Here is a 19,643-nt window from a genome sequence, read left to right as displayed (position 1 = left end):
ATTTTCAAGGTTATCTCGACGCTAAATTTTCGGTACAACGCCATGCGTCGTTGGATCGTCCTAATTCAATAGGTTATATCAGCCAGATTAAACTTGCCAGACGTCCGGTTATTCCATCGCGTCGATAGGAGAAAAAATGGCTCGTTTCGTTAACCGTGCAGCGGTCGCCGCCATAGATGGCCTGAACACCTGCACGCAACAAGCGTTGGCGAGCCAGCAAGTAGATATTAGCCAAAAACTTATCGCCGTGCGGCGTAAATGCCAACGCGGCTTCAGCATCTTCCGCCATGAAAGCGGCGCGCACCTCCGACCCGACCTCAAACTGCTGCGGACCGATCGCCGGCCCCAGCCAGGCGCTGATCTGGCCCGGCGCGGCGCTGAACGCCGCCACGGTTTGTTCCAGCACGCCGTGGCACAACCCACGCCAACCGGCGTGGGCGGCGGCCACTTCGTCGCCGTGCTGCGAACAGAACAGCACCGGCAGGCAATCCGCCGTCATCACTGCACACACCTGCCCCGGCACGTTGCTGTACACCGCATCCGCCCGCAGATCGACGGGCGCTTGTCCCGTCAACGGCACCACGCGGGTACCGTGTACCTGCTCGAGCCATACCGGCATCTGTGGCAAGCCGGCGGCGGTAACCAGCCTTTCCCGATTGCACTTCACCGCTTGCTCCTCGTCACCGACGTGGGTGCCGAGGTTCAGCGAGTCATAAGGCGGCAGGCTGACGCCGCCGCCGCGCGTGGTGCTGCAAGCTTTAACGCCGGGAGGCAACGGCCAGTCTGGCAGAATGAGCGGGTTCATTACCAGTCCATCTGATCTTTGAATTCTTCGGTGTCTGCCTTCAGCGCGTTGATCAGATCGACCATGTCCTGCGGCAGCGGCGCATGCCACTCCATCTGGATGCCGCTGATCGGGTGGTACAAACGCAGCATGGTGGCGTGCAGCGCCTGACGGTCAAAGCCGCGCAGCGTGTTGATGAAAGTTTCCGAAGCGCCTTTCGGCGGACGTGGACGGCCGCCGTACAGCGGATCGCCCACCAGCGGATGGCTGATATAAGCCATGTGTACGCGGATCTGGTGAGTACGGCCGGTTTCCAGACGCAGACGCAGGCGGGTGTGCGCGCGGAAGTGCTCCATGATGCGGTAGTGCGTCACCGCCGGTTTACCCATCGGATGCACCGCCATGTGGGTGCGCTTGGTGGAGTGACGCGCGATTGGCTCTTCTACCGTGCCGCCGGCGGTCATGGTGCCGATCGCCACCGCTTCGTATTCACGGGTAATTTCACGCGCCTGCAGCGCTTCCACCAGCCGGGTTTGTGCCGGCACGGTTTTCGCCACCACCATCAGACCGGTGGTGTCTTTATCCAGACGGTGCACGATGCCGGCACGCGGCACGTCGGCGATTTCCGGGTAATGATACAGCAGCGCATTGAGCACCGTGCCGTCCGGGTTACCGGCGCCAGGGTGCACCACCAAATCGCGCGGCTTGTTGATCACCAGGATGTCGCTGTCTTCATAGACGATATCCAACGCGATATCCTGCGGCTCCCAACGCGCCTCTTCTTCAATCTGTGCATCGATGGCGACGGTCTCTCCGCCCAGCACCTTCTCTTTCGGTTTATTTGACGTTTTGCCATTGACCTGCACCCGATCGCCCAGGATCCACTCTTTTATGCGAGATCGTGAATAATCAGGGAACAATTCGGCCAAAGCCTGATCTAAACGTTGTCCGAGTTGAGATTCGGCCACCGTTGCGGTGAGTTGTACTTGTTGTGCCATATGCAGCTTCTTCGTTAACGTTGGGTTTTCACGGCGATGCCGTTTAATATAATGTGCTATTGTACCTGGTCTTTGTCGGGAGCTTAACGGACAGTCTCCCGGAATAACACCCTGAGGATAATCAAAACGTCATGACGCGTATGAAATATCTGGTGGCGGCAGCCACGTTGAGCCTGGCGCTGGCAGGTTGCTCCACATCCAAGGATGCGGTTCCCGACAACCCACCTTCGGAAATCTATGCTACCGCGCAGCAAAAACTGCAGGACGGTAACTTCAAGGGCGCGATTACGCAACTCGAAGCGTTAGATAACCGCTATCCTTTCGGGCCGTATTCCCAGCAGGTCCAGCTGGATTTGATTTACGCCTACTATAAGGCCGCCGACTTGCCGATGGCTCAGGCATCCATCGATCGCTTCATGCGCCTGAACCCGACGCACCCGAACATCGATTACGTGATGTACATGCGCGGCCTGACCGACATGGCGCTCGATGACAGCGCACTGCAGGGCTTCTTCGGGGTTGACCGTTCAGATCGCGATCCTCAGCACGCTCGCGCTGCGTTCCGCGACTTCAGCCAGCTGATTCAGCAATACCCGAACAGCCAATACGCGACCGACGCCAACAAGCGTTTGGTGTATCTGAAAGACCGCTTGGCCAAGTATGAGCTTTCGGTGGCGGAATACTACACTAAACGCGGTGCTTACGTCGCGGTCGTTAATCGCGCCGAGCAGATGTTGCGTGAATTCCCGGATACCAAAGCGACGCACGACGTGTTGCCGCTGATGGAAAATGCCTACAAGCAGCTGCAGCTGAACGGCCAAGCTGACAAAGTGGCCAAAGTGATCGCCGCCAACCCGCAATAAGCGCGCGTCGGCAACGACAGAAAAACAAAACGGCAGCTTCGGCTGCCGTTTTCATTGGCGTTGACCGGGTTTTTACTGGGAAAATACACAAGTAAAAACACGGTGTTAGCTAACGTTCCTCACCGGTCAACTCATCGATAATGCGCCATCCGGCGGCAACTCTCAAGCATTAGATAACCAATTCAAATGCTGAATCACAGATTGAACTAACTTTGCAAAAAGTGACAAAAAATCGTGATTTACATCACGCATTTAAACAAAAAGCGGGGTATGCTGGATTCACCAAGACGGAAAGACAGAGAGGTAAGTTATATGACATTGAACATTACCAGCAAACAAATGGATATCACTCCCGCAATCCGCAATCACGTCGAAGACCGTCTCACCAAACTGGAAAAATGGCAGACCCAGCTGATAAACCCGCACATCGTCTTATCCAAAGAACCACAGGGGTTTGTCGCCGACGCTACCATTACCACGCCGAACGGCCCGCTGGTCGCCAGCGCCAAACATGATGACATGTATACCGCCGTTAATGAGCTGATCGCCAAGCTGGAGCGCCAGCTGAACAAGGTGCAACACAAAGGTGAAGCGCGCCGCTGCAACGCCAGCGTGAAAGACATCGTGCCGGAAGTCACACCGGAAGAAGAATAACTGTCCGAGTCCGACTACGGTTACCGCATCAAACGCGCCCGAGGGCGCGTTTTTTGTCGGGTATTTTTGTTGACGGGGTAAAAGCCAGCGGTTACTTTAAAACCTGTTCGCATCAACCTTAGGTAGACCATGCTACGTACATCGTTTTTCTTCGCATTCTTTTTTACCTTCCCCTGACTGGGAGGCGTTTCGTCGTGTGAGAAAGAATGCGAAGACGAACAACAAGGCCTCCTGGAAACAGGGGGCTTTTTTTATGGCTGTTTTATAACGAATAAGAACTGAAGGCGGAAGCTGATTATGACTGACAACCCGTTATTGGTGCTGCGCGAGCGCATCAGCGCACTGGACTTGAAACTGTTGGCCCTGCTGGCGGAACGCCGTGAGCTGGCGATCGAAGTCGGCAAGACCAAGCTGCACTCTCACCGCCCGATCCGCGACAAAGAGCGCGAGCGCGATCTGCTGGATGCGCTGATCGCCGCCGCCAAGCCTTACGACTTGGACGGTTTCTACGTCACTCGCCTGTTCCAACTGATCATTGAAGACTCCGTTCTGACCCAACAAGCGCTACTGCAGCACCAGCTCAATCCCGTCAGCCAGCACTCCGCCCGCATCGCCTTTCTCGGCCCGAAAGGCTCTTACTCGCATTTGGCGGCGCGCCAATACGCTGCCCGCCACTTCGATCAGCTGATTGAATGTGGCTGCCAGAAGTTTCAGGATATCTTCGCCCAGGTGGAAACCGGCCAGGCGGACTACGCGATTCTGCCGATCGAGAATACCAGCTCCGGCTCGATTAACGAGGTGTACGATCTGTTGCAGCACACCAGTCTGTCGATCGTCGGTGAACTGACCAACCCGATCAACCACTGCGTTCTGGTAGCCGGCGACAGCGATCTTAGCCAGATTGAAACCGTCTACAGTCATCCGCAGCCGTTCCAGCAGTGCAGCCAGTTCCTTAACCGTTTCCCACACTGGAAAATCGAATACACCGAAAGCACTGCAGCCGCGATGGAGAAAGTCGCCAAGCTGAATTCGCCGAAAGTGGCCGCGCTGGGCAGCGAAGCCGGTGGCGCGCTGTACGGTCTGCAGGTGTTGGAACACAACCTCGCCAACCAGCAGCAGAACATCACCCGCTTTATCGTCCTGGCGCGCAAAGCGATCGAGGTTTCTGAGCAGGTGCCGGCCAAAACCACGCTGATCATGGCGACCGGTCAGCAATCCGGCGCCTTGGTCGAAGCGCTGCTGGTGCTGCGCGACAACGGCATCATCATGACCAAGCTGGAATCACGCCCGATCAACGGCAATCCGTGGGAAGAGATGTTCTACATTGATGTGCAGGCCAACCTACGTGCCGACGCGATGCAGAAAGCGCTGCGCGATCTGGCGTCGATCACCCGTTCGCTGAAGGTGTTGGGTTGTTACCCGAGCGACACCGTAGTGCCGGTCAACCCTTCCTGACGCGATAAAAAAGGGTTCGGCCAAGCCGAACCCTTCATTTTTATTTACCGCCGGTATTTTACTGCCGACTGTCGTTGGCCTGCCGCAACAGCGTGCGGCTCTCCACCAGGAAACGCTGGGCGTAATCGCCGAACCAGTGTTCCACCTTGCGGAAACTGTCGATAAACGCCTGTTTGTCGCCATGCTCCAACAGCTTTATCGCCTCGCCGAAGCGCTGGTAGTAACGTTTGATTAACGCCACGTTTTCTTCCGACGACATGATGATGTCGGCATACAACTGTGGATCCTGCGCGAACAGGCGGCCAACCATCGCCAACTCCAGCCGGTAAATCGGCGAGGAGAGCGCCAGCAGCTGCTCCAGCTGTACGTTCTCTTCCGCCAGGTGCAGCCCGTAGGCGAAGGTGGCGAAGTGCCGCAGTGCCTGAATAAACGCCATATTCTGATCGTGTTCGACCGCGCTGATGCGATGCAGCCGCGCGCCCCACACCTGCAGCTGTTCAAGCAACCATTGGTAAGCCTCCGGCTGGCGGCCGTCGCAGTAAACCACTACCTGCTTCGCCACGCTGCCCACGTCCGGGCCGAACATCGGGTGCAGCCCCACCACCGGGCCGCTGTGCGCCGCCAGCATCGCGTGCAACGGGCGGTTTTTCACCGATGCCAAATCCACCAGAATACAGTCGTCGGGCAACGGCGGCAGGTGGCTTATCACCTGCTCTGTCACATGGATCGGCACGCTGACGATCACCATGCCGGCGTCTGCCAACAGCGGCTCCGCCTGCGGCCAATCTTCCTGATCCAATACCCTGACCTGATAACCCGACAGCGTCAGCAGACGGTTGAACAGCCGGCCCATCTGGCCGTTGCCGCCGATGATGACGATCGGCCGCAGCTGCGGGCACAGGGTTTTAAAGCCTTTATCGTTCTCGCTGACGTACGATTCGCGCATCACGCGGCGCAAGACGTCCTCGATCAAATCCGGCGGCACGCCGAGGTTTTCCGCCTCCTGACGGCGCGAGGCCAGCATCGCCGCCTCACGCTCCGGCACATAAACCGGTAAACCGTGGCGGCTTTTCACCTCCCCCACTTCCGCTACCAGATGCAGGCGTTTTGCCAGCAGATCCAGCAACGCTTTATCCACCTCGTCGATTTGATCGCGCAACGCGGTCAGTTCTGCCACCATAACTTACTTTTCTCCCGTGCGTGCCGTCAGCGCAGCGCCGAGTTCCTGATGCATATGACGCAGCAGCGTTTCCGTGCTCTCCCAGTCGATGCAGGCGTCGGTGACGGACACACCGTAACGCATGTCTGCACGCGGCTGTTCGGAAGACTGATTGCCCTCATGCAGATGGCTCTCCAGCATGATGCCGGTGATCGAGCGGTTGCCCGCCTTAATCTGCTCCACCACGGACTCGGCCACCGCCGGCTGACGGCGATAGTCTTTATTCGAGTTGCCATGGCTGCAATCTATCATCAAGGACGGGTGGAGTCCCGCCTCGAGCATCTGTTTTTCACAGGCCGCAACGTGCTCGGCGCTGTAGTTCGGGGTTTTGCCGCCGCGCAGGATCACGTGCCCGTCCGGGTTGCCCTGCGTCTGCAGCAGGCAAACCTGGCCCGCCTGGTTGATGCCGACGAAACGGTGCGGCATGGCGGCGGCGCGCATGGCGTTGATGGCGGTGCCCAAACTGCCGTCGGTGCCGTTTTTGAAGCCGACCGGCATCGACAGGCCGGAAGCCATTTCACGGTGGGTCTGCGATTCGGTGGTACGCGCACCGATCGCCGACCAGCTGAACAAGTCCCCCAGGTACTGCGGGCTGTTCGGATCCAACGCTTCGGTAGCCAACGGCAAGCCCATGCCCACCAGATCCAGCAACAGGCGACGCGCGATATGCAAGCCTGCTTCAACGTCAAACGAACCGTCCATGTACGGATCGTTGATTAAACCTTTCCAGCCGACAGTGGTTCTGGGTTTTTCAAAATAGACGCGCATAACGATGTACAGCTGATCGCTCAAGTCAGCCGCCAGGGTTTTCAAACGACGGGCGTAGTCCAGCGCCGCATCCGGATCGTGGATCGAACAAGGCCCGCACACCACCAACAGGCGATGATCGCGCCCCTGCAAAATGTTGGCGATGGTGTTACGCGCAGTGGCAATTTCATTTTCGTCGTCTGCACTGAGCGGGAACTGGTTCTTCAGCTCCTCCGGTGTGATGAGAACCTGTTCTGCACTGATGTGTACGTTATTGAGCGCGTCTTTTTGCATGATGCTATTCCTGTCGTTTGGCGTTATGCGTTGAAATGGAACATTGAGCGTTTCAGGGCTCTACCTTACCACGCAATGTAAAGTTTTCAATCCAATTTCCGTAAATAAAAAATTACCGTACTTAATCTTATGAAAAAACATTCGTAAAAACCTTAAGTAATAAAAATAAAATACAATAAATTCAATTAGATAATCAAGAATAAAGATCATCGTAATGCACCTGTGCGCCTTCCCAATCAAAACCCCTAGCTGTAAATATATTTGTACAATTGATTTTACAGGGAAGCTACGCCGCCCGTCTCGGCGCCAGCGAATGGGCAGCAGCGGATACCGTTAGACTCAGCACGAAATGCCGCCGAAAGCGATGAATTTAAGTAGAAGAAAAGCGAATAAATGAGGAATAAAAACTAAAAACTTAAGCTAATGGCGGCTATTTTTGTCGCCGAAATGAACCGATATAATGTGACCGTCATCAACAATAACCACCCTTAACAACTGGATCCAAGATGCTCTCTTCTCGCGCTCGTCGCGCTTTTCCGCTGTATATTTGCTGCTTAACGACTTTCACCAGTGTTTCAGCTCTTGCCGATAATACGCTTTTCACCGCGATGGACGATCCGGCCACCGCCAAGAAACCGTTCGAAGGCAACGTGCAGGCGGGCTATAACGCCCAGTCAGGCAACTCGCAGAGCTCCACCCTGCTGGCCAACACCAACATGACCTGGTTCAACAGCGACACGGCGTATAGCCTGTGGGGGGCGGCCAATAATACTACCTCCTCCAACGTGCGCTCGTCCGAAAAGTACCAGGCCGGTGGCCGTACGCGCTATAACCTGACCGATCGCAACTATCTGTTCGGCCAGGCAAGTTGGCTGAGCGACCGTTTCAACGGTTATGACTCGCGCTCCACGCTGACCGGCGGTTACGGCCGTCAACTCCTCAACGGGCCGCTCAGCGATCTGCGGGTGGAATTCGGTCCCGGCGTGCGCCATGACGAATACCATGGCGGCGGCCGCTCAACCAAAGGGCTGGCCTACGGTGCGGCCAACTACTCCTATCAGCTGACCGACAACACCAAGTTCATTCAGGGCGTTTCCGCGCTGGCGAACGAGGAAACCACGCTGAACTCGGAAAGCGCGTTGAACGTGGCGATCAACGATCGCTTCTCACTGCGCGTGGCCTACACCGTGACCTACAACAGCAAACCGCCGGCCTCAGCGCCCAAGAACACCGATACCACCACCTCGGTCACGCTGGTCTACGGCCTGTAACTTCCCCCCACCCAGAATTTCTCGAAGCCCATCATCGATGGGCTTTTTTTATGCCCGCCGCCCTCTTTTGCACAATCTGCTAAAAATATTCATCCCGCCCATTGACGACTTTAGCAAATAGCTTAATACTGTATGCATATACAGTAATTATTATACAGCCTCGGGCCATGATGGATTTCGATAGAGAGCGACCAGTAACGCATCGATGACCACCACAGCTCCCGAGATGCTGTAAACAAAGCGAGCATAAGCTATGGAGAAAATCACCTCATTCATCACCTACGCCATGGCGCTGTTTCTCGCCTGGCTCGGCAAGCTCTCTCCGCAGGACATTGCCTTTTTAGTCGGTGCGGCGGTAGGCATCGGCACGTTTCTGGTGAACTGGTACTACCGACGTAAAAGCCTGCAGATCTTGAAGGCTATTGAGCGCAATGCGGCATCACGGAGGAAAATTTACGATGAGTGCAATCGTTAAGCGCTGCAGCGTCGCCGCCGTTTTGGCCATTGCCGTGCTGTTACCGTCATTTGGCGAGCTGCAAACCTCAGAAGCCGGTCTCAGGCTGATCGCCGATCTCGAAGGTTGCCGCCTGTCGCCTTACCAGTGCAGCGCCAGAGTGTGGACACAGGGCATTGGGCACACCGCCGGCGTCATCCCGGGCAAAGCCATCGATGAACGGCAAGCCGCTGTGGATTTGGTCGACGATATTCGCCGTACCGAGCGTGGCATGGCCGCCTGCCTGCCGCAAACGCTCCCACAAGAAACCTATGACTCGGTGATCGCCTTCGCCTTCAACGTGGGCATCAGCGCTGCCTGCCACTCCACGCTGGTCACGCTGCTGCAGCAGCGCCAGTGGCAGCAGGCTTGCGATCAGTTGCCACGCTGGATTTACGTAAACGGAAAGAAAAACAAGGGGCTGGAACAGCGACGCGCCACGGAACGCGCACTGTGCTTGCAAGGCATTGCCTCATCATGACGGGCTCGCTCGCCTAAGTGGTGATGCCACAACAATTTCACTTAATTTGTTCAAGGGGGGTTCTTATGATGCACTGTCCACTCTGCGGTCACGTGGCCCACACTCGCTCCAGTCGCTATCTGAGCGAGTCGACCAAAGAGCGTTACCATCAATGCCGCAACATCAACTGCAGTTGCACGTTCGCCACGCACGAATCCGTTGCACGGGTGATCGTCAAGCCCGGCGATGACATTGTCCCGGCGCAGCCGCATCCGCCGGAGAATCAGCATAAACAAAGCGCCGCCGCGCTGTAATGCAAAAAGCCTGCTGATGCAGGCTTTTTTAATGTCGCTACAAGGCGGTCAAATCTCGCAAATGCAACGCAACTGGATTTTCAGATAAAAAAAGGGGTTGGCATAGGCCAACCCCTGATAACTATTAACTTTTGGATGCAGCGTTAGTTAACGCGGTTCAGACGCTCTTTGATACGAGCAGACTTACCAGTACGTTCACGCAGGTAGTACAGTTTAGCTTTACGAACGGCACCACGACGTTTAACAGTAATGCTGTCGATTACTGGGGAGTGAGTCTGGAATACGCGCTCAACACCTTCGCCGTTGGAAATCTTACGAACAGTGAATGCAGAGTGCAGACCGCGGTTACGGATAGCGATAACCACGCCCTCGAATGCCTGCAGACGTTTTTTGCTACCTTCAACGACCCATACCTTCACTTCCACGGAATCACCCGGACGGAATGCAGGTACGTCTTGTTTCATCTGCTCTTGTTCAAGTTGCTTAATAATGTTGCTCATAATATGTCTCTTACCCTAGGTAAACTGATATATCGGTCCCGTCTGATGTCAGACGTTTCCTTCATAGTCCTGTTGCCTGGCCTGATGTTCCCGTTGGAACTCAGCCAGCAACACCGCTTGCTCGTCAGTCAGAGCTAGGCTTTCTAGAAGTTCAGGTCTTCTAAGCCAGGTTCGGCCCAGCGACTGCTTTAAGCGCCAGCGACGTATCTCGGCATGGTTGCCCGACAGCAGAACCGGCGGTACTTCCATCCCTTCCAACACCTCTGGGCGGGTATAGTGCGGGCAGTCCAGCAATCCGTCGGCAAAGGAGTCTTCCTCCGCTGAGGCCTGATGGCCCAGCACACCCGGTATGAAACGGGCGACTGAATCAATCAGGGTCATCGCCGGCAGTTCCCCGCCGCTGAGAACGTAATCGCCGATTGACCATTCTTCATCAATTTCGGTTTGGATTACGCGCTCGTCTATCCCTTCGTAACGGCCGCACACCAGAATCATCTTCTGATTGGCCGCCAGTTCGCACACGCCGGTTTGATCCAGCTTGCGCCCCTGAGGTGACAGATAAATCACCTTTGCTCCCTCGCCTGCCGCTGCTTTCGCCGCATGAATGGCTTCCCGTAAAGGTTGCACCATCATCAGCATTCCCGGGCCGCCGCCATAAGGGCGATCGTCCACAGTACGATGCCGGTCGTAGGTGAAGTCGCGAGGACTCCAACACTGCACGCTCAGCAGGCCATTTTTTACTGCCCGGCCAGTCACCCCGTAATCGGTGATAGCGCGGAACATCTCAGGAAACAGGCTTACAATACCGATGAACACAAGCCAATCCCCTTACCGTTATTCCACTTGCTTCGACCGTTTGATCCGGGGGTCAAAAACCAGGATCCCAATCTGCCTCAATCACGCGGGCAGTGAGATCGACTTTCTTGATAACCTGCCCATGAAGAAACGGAATCAACCGCTCCTTCATGCCGAACGCATCTTTCAGGTTCGCTTTCACAACCATCACATCGTTCGAGCCGGTTTCCATCATATCGATGACTTTACCCAGCTCGTAGCCGGCAGTGGTGACTACCTGGCAGCCCATCAGGTCTTTCCAGTAGTAATCGTCACCCTCCAGCGGAGGAAGTTGCTCAGAATCCACCATAATCTCGCGATTAGTCAGCAGATTCGCCGCGTCCCGATCGTCAATGCCTTTGACCTTGATGATCAGATCCTGACTGTGGCGCTTCCAGTCTTCCAACTCGATATGCTGCCACTGACCCGCCTGCTGGATAAACCACGGCTGATAGTCAAAAATGCTTTCGGCGTTCTCGGTGGATGAAAACACTCTGAGCCAACCACGAATGCCGTAAGCGGACCCCATTTTACCGAGTACAATCGGCTGCTTAGGCGCTACCGGTTTGAGTTGCTTGCTCATTGCCACCACCGCGACAGATTAAGCTGCTTTCTTAGCGTCTTTGATCAGCGCGTGAACGCGATCAGAAACGGTTGCACCCAGACCAACCCAGTGCTCGATGCGGTCCAGGTCCAGACGCAGTGCTTCAGCCTGACCGGAAGCGATCGGGTTGAAGAAGCCTACGCGCTCGATGAAACGACCATCACGAGCGTTGCGGCTGTCGGTCACTACTACTTGATAGAACGGACGCTTTTTAGCGCCGCCACGTGCCAAACGAATTGTTACCATAACATCCTCTTTAGTTAATAAAACAGCCGGGCCCCATTGAGGGACGGGGCCCGGTTGCAATATAAAAAGCCCGAAAATTTTACTCATTTTGGCGCAAAAAGCAATCTAAAGCGTCGATCGCAGAGGACAACTTTTGCAGCCTGTCAAATTTCGGGCGGTTTTCACCGCGAACGGCGAATGCTGAAAGCGCCCGCACTCGGCGTGCGGAGGCCCATCAGCGGCCTGGGAAGCCCGGTGGCATCATACCTTTCATGCCGCGCATCATCTTCGCCATACCGCCTTTCTTCATCTTCTTCATCATACGCTGCATTTCGTCGAACTGCTTCAGCAAGCGGTTGACGTCCTGCACCTGCATGCCGGCCCCCATCGCGATGCGACGCTTGCGCGAGCCTTTGATGATTTCCGGTTTGGCGCGCTCTTTCAGCGTCATCGAGTTGATGATCGCCTCCATGCGCACCAACACTTTGTCGTCCATCTGCGATTTGACGTTATCCGGCAGCTGGCCGGCACCCGGCAGCTTGCTCAGCATGTTGGCCATGCCGCCCATGTTACGCATCTGCTTGAGCTGCTCCAGGAAGTCGGTCAGATCGAAACCGTCGCCCTTCTTCAGCTTGTTGGCCAGTTTTTCCGCCTGCTCGCGGTCGACCTTGCTTTCGATATCTTCGATCAGCGACAGCACGTCGCCCATGCCCAGGATGCGCGATGCTACGCGATCCGGGTAGAACGGCTCCAGCGCTTCGGTCTTCTCGCCCACGCCAAGGAACTTGATCGGCTTGCCGGTGATATGACGGATGGACAGCGCGGCACCGCCGCGCGCATCGCCGTCGACCTTGGTCAGCACCACGCCGGTCAGCGGCAGCGCTTCGTTAAACGCTTTGGCGGTATTGGCGGCATCCTGGCCGGTCATGGCGTCGACCACGAACAGGGTTTCTACCGGCTTGATCGCCGCATGCACCTGTTTAATCTCGTCCATCATCGCTTCGTCAACGTGCAGACGGCCGGCGGTATCGACGATCAGGACGTCGTAGAACTTCAGCTTGGCCTGTTGCAGCGCGCGATTGACGATGTCGATCGGTTTTTCTTTGACGTCAGACGGGAAGAAATCGATACCGACACCTTCCGCCAGCGTTTCCAGCTGTTTGATCGCCGCCGGGCGATAAACGTCCGCGGAAACCACCAACACTTTCTTCTTCTGCTTTTCCTTCAGGAATTTGCCGAGCTTACCGACGCTGGTGGTTTTACCGGCGCCCTGCAGGCCCGCCATCAGCACCACCGCCGGCGGCTGGGCCGCCAGGTTCAGCTCGGTGTTCACTTCGCCCATCGCGGCGATCAGCTCGCCTTTGACGATCTTGACGAACTCCTGCCCCGGCGTCAGGCTCTTGTTGACTTCATGGCCAACAGCGCTCTCTTTGACGCGGTTGATGAAGTCGCGCACCACCGGCAGCGCGACGTCCGCTTCCAGCAATGCCATACGCACTTCACGCAGGGTTTCCTTGATATTCTCTTCGGTCAGCCGCCCGCGGCCGCTGATATTGCGCAACGTGCGCGACAATCGATCGGTTAAATTTTCAAACATCGTCTCATGCTCAACGTGTAATGACAGGCCGCTCCGGCGACACAATTGCGCCGATGATAACACGAAGCGCGGCGGATCTCTGCCTCAGCGTTGGAGATAGGTTGGAGTGAAACGCGCGCAACGTTATACTGACACTCCAATTAACCACGCCGAAGCAAAATTAAACGCTATGCCAGTTTTCTCCATTGTGGCTTTGATGGCCTACCTGCTCAGCCTTGGACTGATCATTCCCAGTTTGTTGCGGAAGAACAGCGCATACCGTCGGCTTGCCCTCGTCTCGGCGGTGGTGGCGCTGATTTGCCATGCCATCGCGCTGCAGCAGCGCATCTTTGACGTCAGCGCCGGGCAGAATCTCAGCCTGCTGAACATTGGCTCCATCGTCAGCCTGATCATCTGCTCGGTGATGACCTTCGTCGCCTCGCGCGACCGCGGCTGGTTCCTGCTGCCGATCGTCTACAGCTTCGCGATGATCAACCTGGCCTTCGCCAGCTTTATGCCCGGCGAGTTCATCACTCATCTGGAGGCCAGCCCGGAACTGATGGTGCATATCGGCCTGGCGCTGTTCTCTTATGCCACCTTGATCATCGCCGCGCTCTACGCCTTGCAGCTCGCCTGGCTCGACTACCTGTTGAAGAACAAGAAGTTGACCTTTAGCGCCGACATGCCGCCGCTGATGAGCATCGAGCGCAAGATGTTCCATATCACCCAGATCGGCGTGGTGCTGCTGACGCTCACCCTGTGCACCGGCCTGCTGTACATGGATAATCTGTTCAGCAAAGAGAACGTGCATAAAGCCGTGCTGTCGATCATGGCCTGGTTCGTGTATATCGTGTTGTTGTGGGGCCATTACCATGAAGGCTGGCGCGGCCGCCGCGTCGTCTGGTTCAGCCTCGCCGGTGCCTTCCTGCTGACGCTCGCCTACTTCGGCAGCCGTCTGATTCAGCAGGTGATGGTGCGCTAAGCCAGCCCGGTTCAATTCTCCCTCTCTATAAGGAATACTGCATTGGAGCATGTGTCGACGGGGACCCTCATCATTATCCTGGTGATCATGATCGTGGTCTCCGCTTACTTCTCCGCTTCCGAAACCGGCATGATGACGCTCAACCGTTATCGCCTGCGTCACCTGTCCAAACAGGGCAACCGCTCGGCGCGTCGGGTGGAGAAGCTGCTGCAAAAACCGGATCGGCTGATCGGCCTGGTGCTGATCGGCAACAACCTGGTCAACATCCTCGCCTCGGCGCTGGCGACCATCGTCGGCATGCGGCTGTATGGCGATCTCGGCGTGGCGATCGCAACCGGCATACTGACCTTTGCCGTGCTGCTGTTCGCCGAAGTGCTGCCGAAGACCTTCGCCGCCCTCTATCCGGAACGCATTGCCTTCCCCAGCAGCGTCCTGCTGGCTCCGTTGCAAAAGGTGATGTTCCCGCTGGTCTGGTTGCTCAACGGCATCACCAGCCTGACCTTGCGCCTGTTCGGCATCCGCACCAACGTGCGCATCAGCGACGCCGTCAGCAAGGATGAGCTGCGCACTATCGTGCGCGAATCTCAATCGCAAATCTCCCGCCGCAATCAGGACATGCTGATCTCGGTGCTGGATCTGGAAAAGGTGACGGTTAACGACATCATGGTGCCGCGCACCGAGATCGTCGGCATCGACGTCAACGACGACTGGAAGTCGATCATGCGCCAGCTGACCCACTCGCCGCACGGCCGCATCGTGCTGTATCGCAGTTCGTTGGACGACGCGATCGGCATGCTGCGCGTGCGCGAAGCCTACCGCCTGATGACCGAGAAAAAAGAATTCAACAAAGAGAACCTGCTGCGCGCCGCCGACGAGATTTACTTCGTGCCGGAAGGCACGCCGCTCAACGTGCAACTGGTGAAGTTCCAGCGCAACAAAGAGAAGGTCGGCATCGTGGTCGACGAGTACGGCGACATTCAGGGCCTGGTCACGGTAGAGGACATTCTCGAAGAGATCGTCGGCGACTTCACCACCTCGATGTCACCGACGCTGGCGGAAGAGGTCACGCCGCAGAGCGATGGCTCGGTCTTGATCGACGGTACCGCCAACGTGCGCGAGCTGAACAAGGCCTTCAACTGGACCCTGCCGGCCAGTGAGGCCCGCACCGTCAACGGCATGCTGCTGGAAGAGCTGGAAGAGATCCCCGAAATCGGCACCCGGGTGCGTATCGGCCATTACGATATCGACATTCTCGACGTGCAGGGCAACATGATCAAACAGGTGCGGGTCACGCCGATCACCTCGCTGCAGTCCAGCGTCGGCCATCACTGACCGCCGGCCTGAACGTAAAAAAGACGCGAAATCGCGTCTTTTTTTATCTCTGCGGAAAATGCGCGGCTAGATATGCAGTTCCTGCAGCTTCTCTTTCGGCAGCGCCAACTCGTCGTTGTGGTTAACCACCACGTCGTTATCCAGGATGTGCTTGGCGATCTCCTGCGCTTCTTCCAGCGAGTGCATATGGTAAGTGCCGCACTGGTATTCGTTCAGCTCGGGGATTTTGCGCTGATCGGTCACTTTCAGCACGTCGGCCATCGCCGCTTTCCAGGCGTCGGCTACGCGCTGCTCTTCCGGCACGCCGATCAAGCTCATGTAAAAACCGGTACGACAGCCCATCGGGGAGATGTCGATAATCTCCACGCCCTGGCCATTCAGATGGTCACGCATAAAGCCGGCGAACAGGTGCTCCAGCGTGTGAATGCCGCGCTCGGGCATCACTTCCAGGTTCGGGCGGCAAAAGCGCAGATCAAACACCGTAATGGTATCGCCATGAGGCGTTTTCATGGTTTTCGCAACGCGGACAGCCGGAGCTGCCATACGGGTATGATCGACGGTAAAGCTATCCAGCAATGGCATTTCGCTACCTCCTCGTAAAAGAGCATTTATTTCGAAACTTTTTTTCCTAACCGGGAAACCTTTTCCAACCCTGCGAGTCTGAGTATGTGAAAGACGCGCATTTGTTATCATCATCCCTGTCATCAGAGATGCATATTTGGCCACATTGATGTGGCCTTTTTCTTTTTCAGCTTCCGCCGTTTTGCTTCAGGAACGCTTCAAAGCTTAGCGTATCATTGGCTTCTATGTCGCGTTGGCGCTGCCACGAGGCTTCCCGCTCTTTATCCAGCTCGGCTTCGTTCAGGATTTCCAACGGTTCTTCCAGCAACGTCTGGCGATACTGCTCCGCCAGCTGCAACCCGACGCGCCCGGTGCCTTCCTCCTTCATCGCCTTCAGAATGCGCGCGGAGAAGGTCAGCTCAGGATCGTCGAACGCGGCGACCAGCTCATCACACACCTGCTGGTATTGACGGTTGCCGGCTTCGCTGTCCAACACTTCCGCCACCCGACGCAGATCGGCGAACAGCGCCTTACCCACTTTTTCGAGCGGTTCATGGCTGGCGCCACAGCCGATGCCGATGGTCTGGCCCGGCTTACGCCCTTCCAGAATCACCCGGTTCCAGTTCTTGCGCGTGCACAGCAGTTCATCGCTGCTCATCTCCGGCGCATCGGCAAGCGCGCACCACACCAGGAACAGATCCAGGAAACGCGCCTGCACCGCGTCCACGCCGATCGGCGAGAACGGGTTTATATCCAGCGAACGCACTTCGATGTATTCGATACCGCCACGCAGCAGCGCGTCCGACGGTGTCTCGCCGCTTTGGGTCACGCGCTTCGGCCGTATCGGTGCATACAGCTCGTTCTCGATTTGCAGCACGTTGCTGTTCAGCTGCAGGTAGCGATCGCCCTCTTTCACGCCCAGCTTGGCGAACTCTTCGGAAGGCGTAGCAATCGCCCGCTTCAGACCGGCCACATAGCTGTGCAGATCGTTGAAGGTGATGCCCAAATTGCTCTGCGACTTGTTGGTGTAACCCAGGTCGCTCAGTCGCAGCGAGGTGGCGTACGGCAGGTAGCACATCCCCTGCTCGGTGCGCTCGAACGGCAGATTGGTCTCGCGCCCCTTGAGGAACGAAGAACAAATGGCCGGTGATGCGCCGAACAGATACGGGATCACCCAGCCGAAACGGTAATAGTTGCGGATCAGGCGGAAATACCCCGCCGAGATCTGCTCTTTGCCGCTTTCTGCGTCCTGCACGCCGGCCCACGCCTGCCAAAACTCCAGCGGCAGCGAGAAGTTGTAATGCACGCCGGAAATGGTCTGCATCAGCGCGCCGTAGCGATTCTTCAACCCTTCGCGATACAGCGTCTTCATGCGGCCGATGTTCGACGAACCGAACTGCGCCAGCTCGATATCCTGCTCGGCTTCGATAAAGCACGGCATGCTGAGCGGCCACATGCGCTCATCGCCGATATTGCGCGCCACGTAGCGATGAATATCGCGCAGGAACGTCAGCAGGTGATCGATGTTGTCATCAACCGGCGTAATGAACTCTAACAGCGCTTCGGCGAAATCCGTGGTGATCCAGTGGTGCGTCAATGCCGCGCCCAGCTTTTCCGGATGCCCGGTGGTCGCCAAGGTGCCGTTCGGCGTGACCCGCAGCGTTTCACGCTCGATGCCGCGACGAATGCCTTTTAATGCCTGGGGATGGGCTTCCAACCAAGAAAGCGCCTGTGATACGTCCGGGATCAAATTGACCTCCCGCTTCTAAAAACAATAACTCGTAAGCATACTGAATCCGCACCCGAGAGAATATTGAGTTATATTCACTTGGTTACTGCCACCAGGCGATACCCTGTGCCGTTATCATAGCCAACACGATGTAACGCAGCGCCTTTCCGATACACAGAAACAGCGCGACAGAGCCCCAGGGCATGCGCAGCCAACCTGCCAACACGCACAACAAATCGCCCACCACCGGCACCCAGCTGAGCAGCAGCGCAGCCGGGCCGAAGCGTTGCAGCCACCCGAGCGCCGTTGCCAGCCCCCGCTGTGGTTTCAACGCCGGTAACAGGCGCCCGATAATGACATTGGTCAAGCCACCCAGCGTGTTGCCCAGGGTCGCGGCCAATACCAGCAACTCTGGCGAGACGCGACTCTGGGCCAGCAAGGCGACCAGAACGATTTCTGAATTTCCCGGCAGCAGCGTCGCACTGAGGAAGCTACTGCCAAATAACGATATTACGGCTAGCGTACTACTCACAGCGTGCGGACGTCTACCACAGCCATACCGGCACTTTTCGCCGCCTGAATGCCGAAATCGGCGTCTTCAAACACCACGCATTTTTCCGGCGGTACGCCGATCAGTTCGGCACAGCGCAGGAAGGTGTCCGGCTCCGGTTTATGGCGCTGCACGTCGTCCGCGCCGACGATCGCGTCGAAGCAGTTGAACAGGCCGAGATGACGCAGCAGCATTTCCGCCATGCGGTGCTCACTGCCGGTACCGACCGCCATCGGACGGCGACCATGATAGGACTTCACCACCTCGATCAGCGGCAATGGACGCACGCTATCCAGCAGCATCGCTTCCACCGCGCGCGTTTTCTCCGCGGCCAGGTGATGCGGATCGAGGTCGGCCTGGTGGCTGGCGATAATCGCCTGAGCGATGCGCCATGTCGGTGAACCGCTCAGCGCCACCATGGCCGCTTCATCAAACGTCATGCCATAACGGGACAGCACTTCACGCCACGCTTTGCGGTGCGTTGGCTCGGTGTCCAGAATCGTACCGTCCATGTCGAAAATAAGACCCTGATAGCGGTCGTACATCGTTACTCCATGATCGTAGAGGAAAGAAAACTACTTTAGCGTAAAGCCGTTGGGTTGTCGCTGACTGCGTCATAACGGAATGTGCTGTGCCCGAACGGGCGCAAAGGGGAAAAGGGGGATGGAAAAAGCTGAAAAGCGAAAAACCCGCCGTAGCGGGTTTCTCTTAGATGGTGCATCCAGGAGGATTCGAACCTCCGACCGCTCGGTTCGTAGCCGAGTACTCTATCCAGCTGAGCTATGGATGCATGTCTATTTTTTACTGCTTGCCTGCTTCACTAACGAAGCATGACGGAAAGAATGGTGCATCCAGGAGGATTCGAACCTCCGACCGCTCGGTTCGTAGCCGAGTACTCTATCCAGCTGAGCTATGGATGCACAGGAATTCTTTTTTGATACCGTATGGTACGTTGTTACTACCCCACCATACCGCAAAATATGGTGCATCGAGGAGGATTACTCGGCGCTAGCGCCTCGCCCTACGGCGCCATTGCTTAAGCAATGTTATCCTCCTTCGAGCACTTTCTTGCTCGCCATCTGTCTGAAACTCTCGCTCCGCGACACATGAGGAAAATATGGTGCATCCAGGAGGATTCGAACCTCCGACCGCTCGGTTCGTAGCCGAGTACTCTATCCAGCTGAGCTATGGATGCAAA

General features: G+C 56.6%; 23 protein-coding genes, 3 tRNA genes and 1 other annotated feature. Of the genes, 10 read left to right on the top strand and 16 right to left on the bottom strand.

All coding sequences use genetic code 11. The features are described from left to right. Nucleotides 1–73: 73 nt before the first annotated feature. Together yfiH and rluD are read right to left on the bottom strand one after the other, a co-directional pair. Nucleotides 74–805 (bottom strand): purine nucleoside phosphorylase YfiH, encoded by a 732-nt coding sequence (gene yfiH / locus QDT79_RS08435; protein WP_063991345.1) that lies wholly within the window; start codon nt 803–805, stop codon nt 74–76. After that, entirely contained in the window at nt 805–1,782 is a 978-nt protein-coding gene (gene rluD, locus QDT79_RS08430) for a 23S rRNA pseudouridine(1911/1915/1917) synthase RluD (RefSeq protein WP_063991346.1), read from the bottom strand. Before rluD ends, yfiH begins: the two co-directional genes overlap by 1 nt. Before the next feature lie 131 nt (nt 1,783–1,913). Between rluD and bamD the strand changes: the two genes are divergently transcribed. The 4 genes from bamD (at nt 1,914) to pheA (ending at nt 4,754) form a co-directional block, all read left to right on the top strand. Beyond that, entirely contained in the window at nt 1,914–2,645 is a 732-nt protein-coding gene (bamD, locus tag QDT79_RS08425; protein ID WP_004932456.1) for an outer membrane protein assembly factor BamD, read from the top strand. Nucleotides 2,646–2,957: 312 nt separating this feature from the next. Beyond that, nucleotides 2,958–3,299 (top strand): ribosome-associated translation inhibitor RaiA, encoded by a 342-nt coding sequence (gene raiA / locus QDT79_RS08420; RefSeq protein ID WP_060422373.1) that lies wholly within the window; start codon nt 2,958–2,960, stop codon nt 3,297–3,299. A 128-nt stretch (nt 3,300–3,427) separates the two neighbouring features. Further along, nucleotides 3,428–3,554: a sequence feature (Phe leader region), on the top strand. Next, nucleotides 3,429–3,476 carry a hypothetical protein gene (locus tag QDT79_RS08415; protein ID WP_197687229.1) on the top strand — a complete coding sequence of 16 codons (48 nt, stop codon included), beginning with the start codon at nt 3,429–3,431 and terminating at the stop codon, nt 3,474–3,476. Its footprint overlaps the feature before it by 48 nt. 42 nt (nt 3,555–3,596) lie before the next feature. After that, a complete protein-coding gene (gene pheA, locus QDT79_RS08410) occupies nt 3,597–4,754 on the top strand; it encodes a bifunctional chorismate mutase/prephenate dehydratase (RefSeq protein WP_063991347.1) in 1,158 nt (385 codons plus the stop codon). A gap of 58 nt (nt 4,755–4,812) precedes the next feature. On the opposite strand, the gene tyrA is transcribed toward pheA, so the two are convergent. Both tyrA and QDT79_RS08400 read right to left on the bottom strand, forming a co-directional pair. Beyond that, nucleotides 4,813–5,934: a bifunctional chorismate mutase/prephenate dehydrogenase gene (tyrA, locus tag QDT79_RS08405; RefSeq protein ID WP_063991348.1), complete on the bottom strand. Its 1,122-nt coding sequence runs from the start codon at nt 5,932–5,934 to the stop codon at nt 4,813–4,815. Nucleotides 5,935–5,937: 3 nt separating this feature from the next. Further along, entirely contained in the window at nt 5,938–7,014 is a 1,077-nt protein-coding gene (locus QDT79_RS08400) for a 3-deoxy-7-phosphoheptulonate synthase (RefSeq protein ID WP_038871801.1), read from the bottom strand. A 506-nt stretch (nt 7,015–7,520) separates the two neighbouring features. On the opposite strand from QDT79_RS08400, the gene QDT79_RS08395 reads away from it, so the two are divergent. The 4 genes from QDT79_RS08395 (at nt 7,521) to QDT79_RS08380 (ending at nt 9,552) form a co-directional block, all read left to right on the top strand. Next, nucleotides 7,521–8,285 (top strand): DUF481 domain-containing protein, encoded by a 765-nt coding sequence (locus QDT79_RS08395; protein ID WP_063991349.1) that lies wholly within the window; start codon nt 7,521–7,523, stop codon nt 8,283–8,285. 253 nt (nt 8,286–8,538) lie between these two features. Next, nucleotides 8,539–8,760, top strand: coding sequence for an HP1 family phage holin (locus QDT79_RS08390; protein WP_025301641.1), 222 nt, complete (start codon nt 8,539–8,541; stop codon nt 8,758–8,760). Beyond that, nucleotides 8,744–9,259, top strand: a complete 516-nt coding sequence (locus QDT79_RS08385; RefSeq protein WP_130018472.1) for a lysozyme — start codon at nt 8,744–8,746, stop codon at nt 9,257–9,259. The genes QDT79_RS08390 and QDT79_RS08385 overlap by 17 nt, the downstream gene beginning before the upstream one ends. A 65-nt stretch (nt 9,260–9,324) precedes the next feature. Further along, on the top strand, nt 9,325–9,552 hold the full coding sequence (locus QDT79_RS08380) for an ogr/Delta-like zinc finger family protein (RefSeq protein WP_016929021.1): 228 nt from the start codon (nt 9,325–9,327) through the stop codon (nt 9,550–9,552). A 143-nt stretch (nt 9,553–9,695) separates the two neighbouring features. Here the strand turns inward: QDT79_RS08380 and rplS are convergent, their stop codons facing one another. From rplS to ffh, 5 genes are all read right to left on the bottom strand, one after another. Further along, nucleotides 9,696–10,052, bottom strand: a complete 357-nt coding sequence (rplS, locus tag QDT79_RS08375) for a 50S ribosomal protein L19 (RefSeq protein ID WP_019455136.1) — start codon at nt 10,050–10,052, stop codon at nt 9,696–9,698. A gap of 48 nt (nt 10,053–10,100) precedes the next feature. Next, nucleotides 10,101–10,868 (bottom strand): tRNA (guanosine(37)-N1)-methyltransferase TrmD, encoded by a 768-nt coding sequence (trmD, locus tag QDT79_RS08370; RefSeq protein ID WP_004932485.1) that lies wholly within the window; start codon nt 10,866–10,868, stop codon nt 10,101–10,103. Nucleotides 10,869–10,920: 52 nt separating this feature from the next. After that, nucleotides 10,921–11,469, bottom strand: a complete 549-nt coding sequence (rimM, locus tag QDT79_RS08365) for a ribosome maturation factor RimM (RefSeq protein ID WP_019455135.1) — start codon at nt 11,467–11,469, stop codon at nt 10,921–10,923. A gap of 18 nt (nt 11,470–11,487) precedes the next feature. Beyond that, the gene (rpsP, locus tag QDT79_RS08360) at nt 11,488–11,736 is read right to left on the bottom strand and encodes a 30S ribosomal protein S16 (protein ID WP_004932501.1); all 249 of its coding nucleotides are present in this window, start codon (nt 11,734–11,736) and stop codon (nt 11,488–11,490) included. 214 nt (nt 11,737–11,950) lie between these two features. After that, nucleotides 11,951–13,312, bottom strand: coding sequence for a signal recognition particle protein (gene ffh, locus QDT79_RS08355; protein WP_004932504.1), 1,362 nt, complete (start codon nt 13,310–13,312; stop codon nt 11,951–11,953). Nucleotides 13,313–13,481: 169 nt separating this feature from the next. Between ffh and QDT79_RS08350 the strand changes: the two genes are divergently transcribed. Both QDT79_RS08350 and QDT79_RS08345 read left to right on the top strand, forming a co-directional pair. Continuing rightward, complete coding sequence (locus QDT79_RS08350) at nt 13,482–14,273, top strand: cytochrome C assembly family protein (protein WP_063991354.1); 792 nt, start codon at nt 13,482–13,484, stop codon at nt 14,271–14,273. A gap of 42 nt (nt 14,274–14,315) precedes the next feature. Beyond that, nucleotides 14,316–15,605 (top strand): HlyC/CorC family transporter, encoded by a 1,290-nt coding sequence (locus QDT79_RS08345; protein ID WP_060425324.1) that lies wholly within the window; start codon nt 14,316–14,318, stop codon nt 15,603–15,605. A 66-nt stretch (nt 15,606–15,671) separates the two neighbouring features. Here the strand turns inward: QDT79_RS08345 and luxS are convergent, their stop codons facing one another. The 7 genes from luxS to QDT79_RS08310 form a co-directional block, all read right to left on the bottom strand. Further along, a complete protein-coding gene (luxS, locus tag QDT79_RS08340) occupies nt 15,672–16,187 on the bottom strand; it encodes an S-ribosylhomocysteine lyase (protein ID WP_019455133.1) in 516 nt (171 codons plus the stop codon). 166 nt (nt 16,188–16,353) lie between these two features. Then, the gene (gene gshA / locus QDT79_RS08335) at nt 16,354–17,916 is read right to left on the bottom strand and encodes a glutamate--cysteine ligase (protein ID WP_107226787.1); all 1,563 of its coding nucleotides are present in this window, start codon (nt 17,914–17,916) and stop codon (nt 16,354–16,356) included. 82 nt (nt 17,917–17,998) lie between these two features. Beyond that, nucleotides 17,999–18,427 (bottom strand): YqaA family protein, encoded by a 429-nt coding sequence (locus QDT79_RS08330; protein WP_308316385.1) that lies wholly within the window; start codon nt 18,425–18,427, stop codon nt 17,999–18,001. Next, nucleotides 18,424–18,990 (bottom strand): fructose-1-phosphate/6-phosphogluconate phosphatase, encoded by a 567-nt coding sequence (gene yqaB / locus QDT79_RS08325; RefSeq protein ID WP_033637176.1) that lies wholly within the window; start codon nt 18,988–18,990, stop codon nt 18,424–18,426. The genes QDT79_RS08330 and yqaB overlap by 4 nt, the downstream gene beginning before the upstream one ends. Nucleotides 18,991–19,158: 168 nt before the next feature. Beyond that, nucleotides 19,159–19,235, bottom strand: a tRNA-Arg gene (locus tag QDT79_RS08320). A gap of 53 nt (nt 19,236–19,288) precedes the next feature. Continuing rightward, nucleotides 19,289–19,365, bottom strand: a tRNA-Arg gene (locus QDT79_RS08315). Nucleotides 19,366–19,563: 198 nt separating this feature from the next. Beyond that, nucleotides 19,564–19,640: transfer RNA gene (locus QDT79_RS08310), tRNA-Arg, on the bottom strand. Nucleotides 19,641–19,643: the final 3 nt, after the last annotated feature.

The organism is Serratia marcescens (assembly GCF_029846115.1).
GTDB classification, from domain to species: domain Bacteria; phylum Pseudomonadota; class Gammaproteobacteria; order Enterobacterales; family Enterobacteriaceae; genus Serratia; species Serratia marcescens_L.
The sequence above is the reverse complement of the archived record's forward strand: the minus strand, read 5'-3'. Positions and strand labels throughout refer to the sequence as shown.

Excerpts from the sequence above, each read along its gene's own strand:
- QDT79_RS08385 (WP_130018472.1), top strand. The coding sequence starts at position 8,744 with ATGAGTGCAATCGTTAAGCGCTGCAGCGTCGCCGCCGTTTTGGCCATT.
- bamD (WP_004932456.1), top strand. The coding sequence starts at position 1,914 with ATGACGCGTATGAAATATCTGGTGGCGGCAGCCACGTTGAGCCTGGCG.
- tyrA (WP_063991348.1), bottom strand. The coding sequence starts at position 5,934 with ATGGTGGCAGAACTGACCGCGTTGCGCGATCAAATCGACGAGGTGGAT.
- rpsP (WP_004932501.1), bottom strand. The coding sequence starts at position 11,736 with ATGGTAACAATTCGTTTGGCACGTGGCGGCGCTAAAAAGCGTCCGTTC.
- rluD (WP_063991346.1), bottom strand. The coding sequence starts at position 1,782 with ATGGCACAACAAGTACAACTCACCGCAACGGTGGCCGAATCTCAACTC.
- QDT79_RS08390 (WP_025301641.1), top strand. The coding sequence starts at position 8,539 with ATGGAGAAAATCACCTCATTCATCACCTACGCCATGGCGCTGTTTCTC.
- QDT79_RS08380 (WP_016929021.1), top strand. The coding sequence starts at position 9,325 with ATGATGCACTGTCCACTCTGCGGTCACGTGGCCCACACTCGCTCCAGT.
- QDT79_RS08350 (WP_063991354.1), top strand. The coding sequence starts at position 13,482 with ATGCCAGTTTTCTCCATTGTGGCTTTGATGGCCTACCTGCTCAGCCTT.
- luxS (WP_019455133.1), bottom strand. The coding sequence starts at position 16,187 with ATGCCATTGCTGGATAGCTTTACCGTCGATCATACCCGTATGGCAGCT.
- QDT79_RS08400 (WP_038871801.1), bottom strand. The coding sequence starts at position 7,014 with ATGCAAAAAGACGCGCTCAATAACGTACACATCAGTGCAGAACAGGTT.
- pheA (WP_063991347.1), top strand. The coding sequence starts at position 3,597 with ATGACTGACAACCCGTTATTGGTGCTGCGCGAGCGCATCAGCGCACTG.
- yqaB (WP_033637176.1), bottom strand. The coding sequence starts at position 18,990 with ATGTACGACCGCTATCAGGGTCTTATTTTCGACATGGACGGTACGATT.
- QDT79_RS08395 (WP_063991349.1), top strand. The coding sequence starts at position 7,521 with ATGCTCTCTTCTCGCGCTCGTCGCGCTTTTCCGCTGTATATTTGCTGC.
- yfiH (WP_063991345.1), bottom strand. The coding sequence starts at position 805 with ATGAACCCGCTCATTCTGCCAGACTGGCCGTTGCCTCCCGGCGTTAAA.
- rimM (WP_019455135.1), bottom strand. The coding sequence starts at position 11,469 with ATGAGCAAGCAACTCAAACCGGTAGCGCCTAAGCAGCCGATTGTACTC.
- ffh (WP_004932504.1), bottom strand. The coding sequence starts at position 13,312 with ATGTTTGAAAATTTAACCGATCGATTGTCGCGCACGTTGCGCAATATC.
- raiA (WP_060422373.1), top strand. The coding sequence starts at position 2,958 with ATGACATTGAACATTACCAGCAAACAAATGGATATCACTCCCGCAATC.
- rplS (WP_019455136.1), bottom strand. The coding sequence starts at position 10,052 with ATGAGCAACATTATTAAGCAACTTGAACAAGAGCAGATGAAACAAGAC.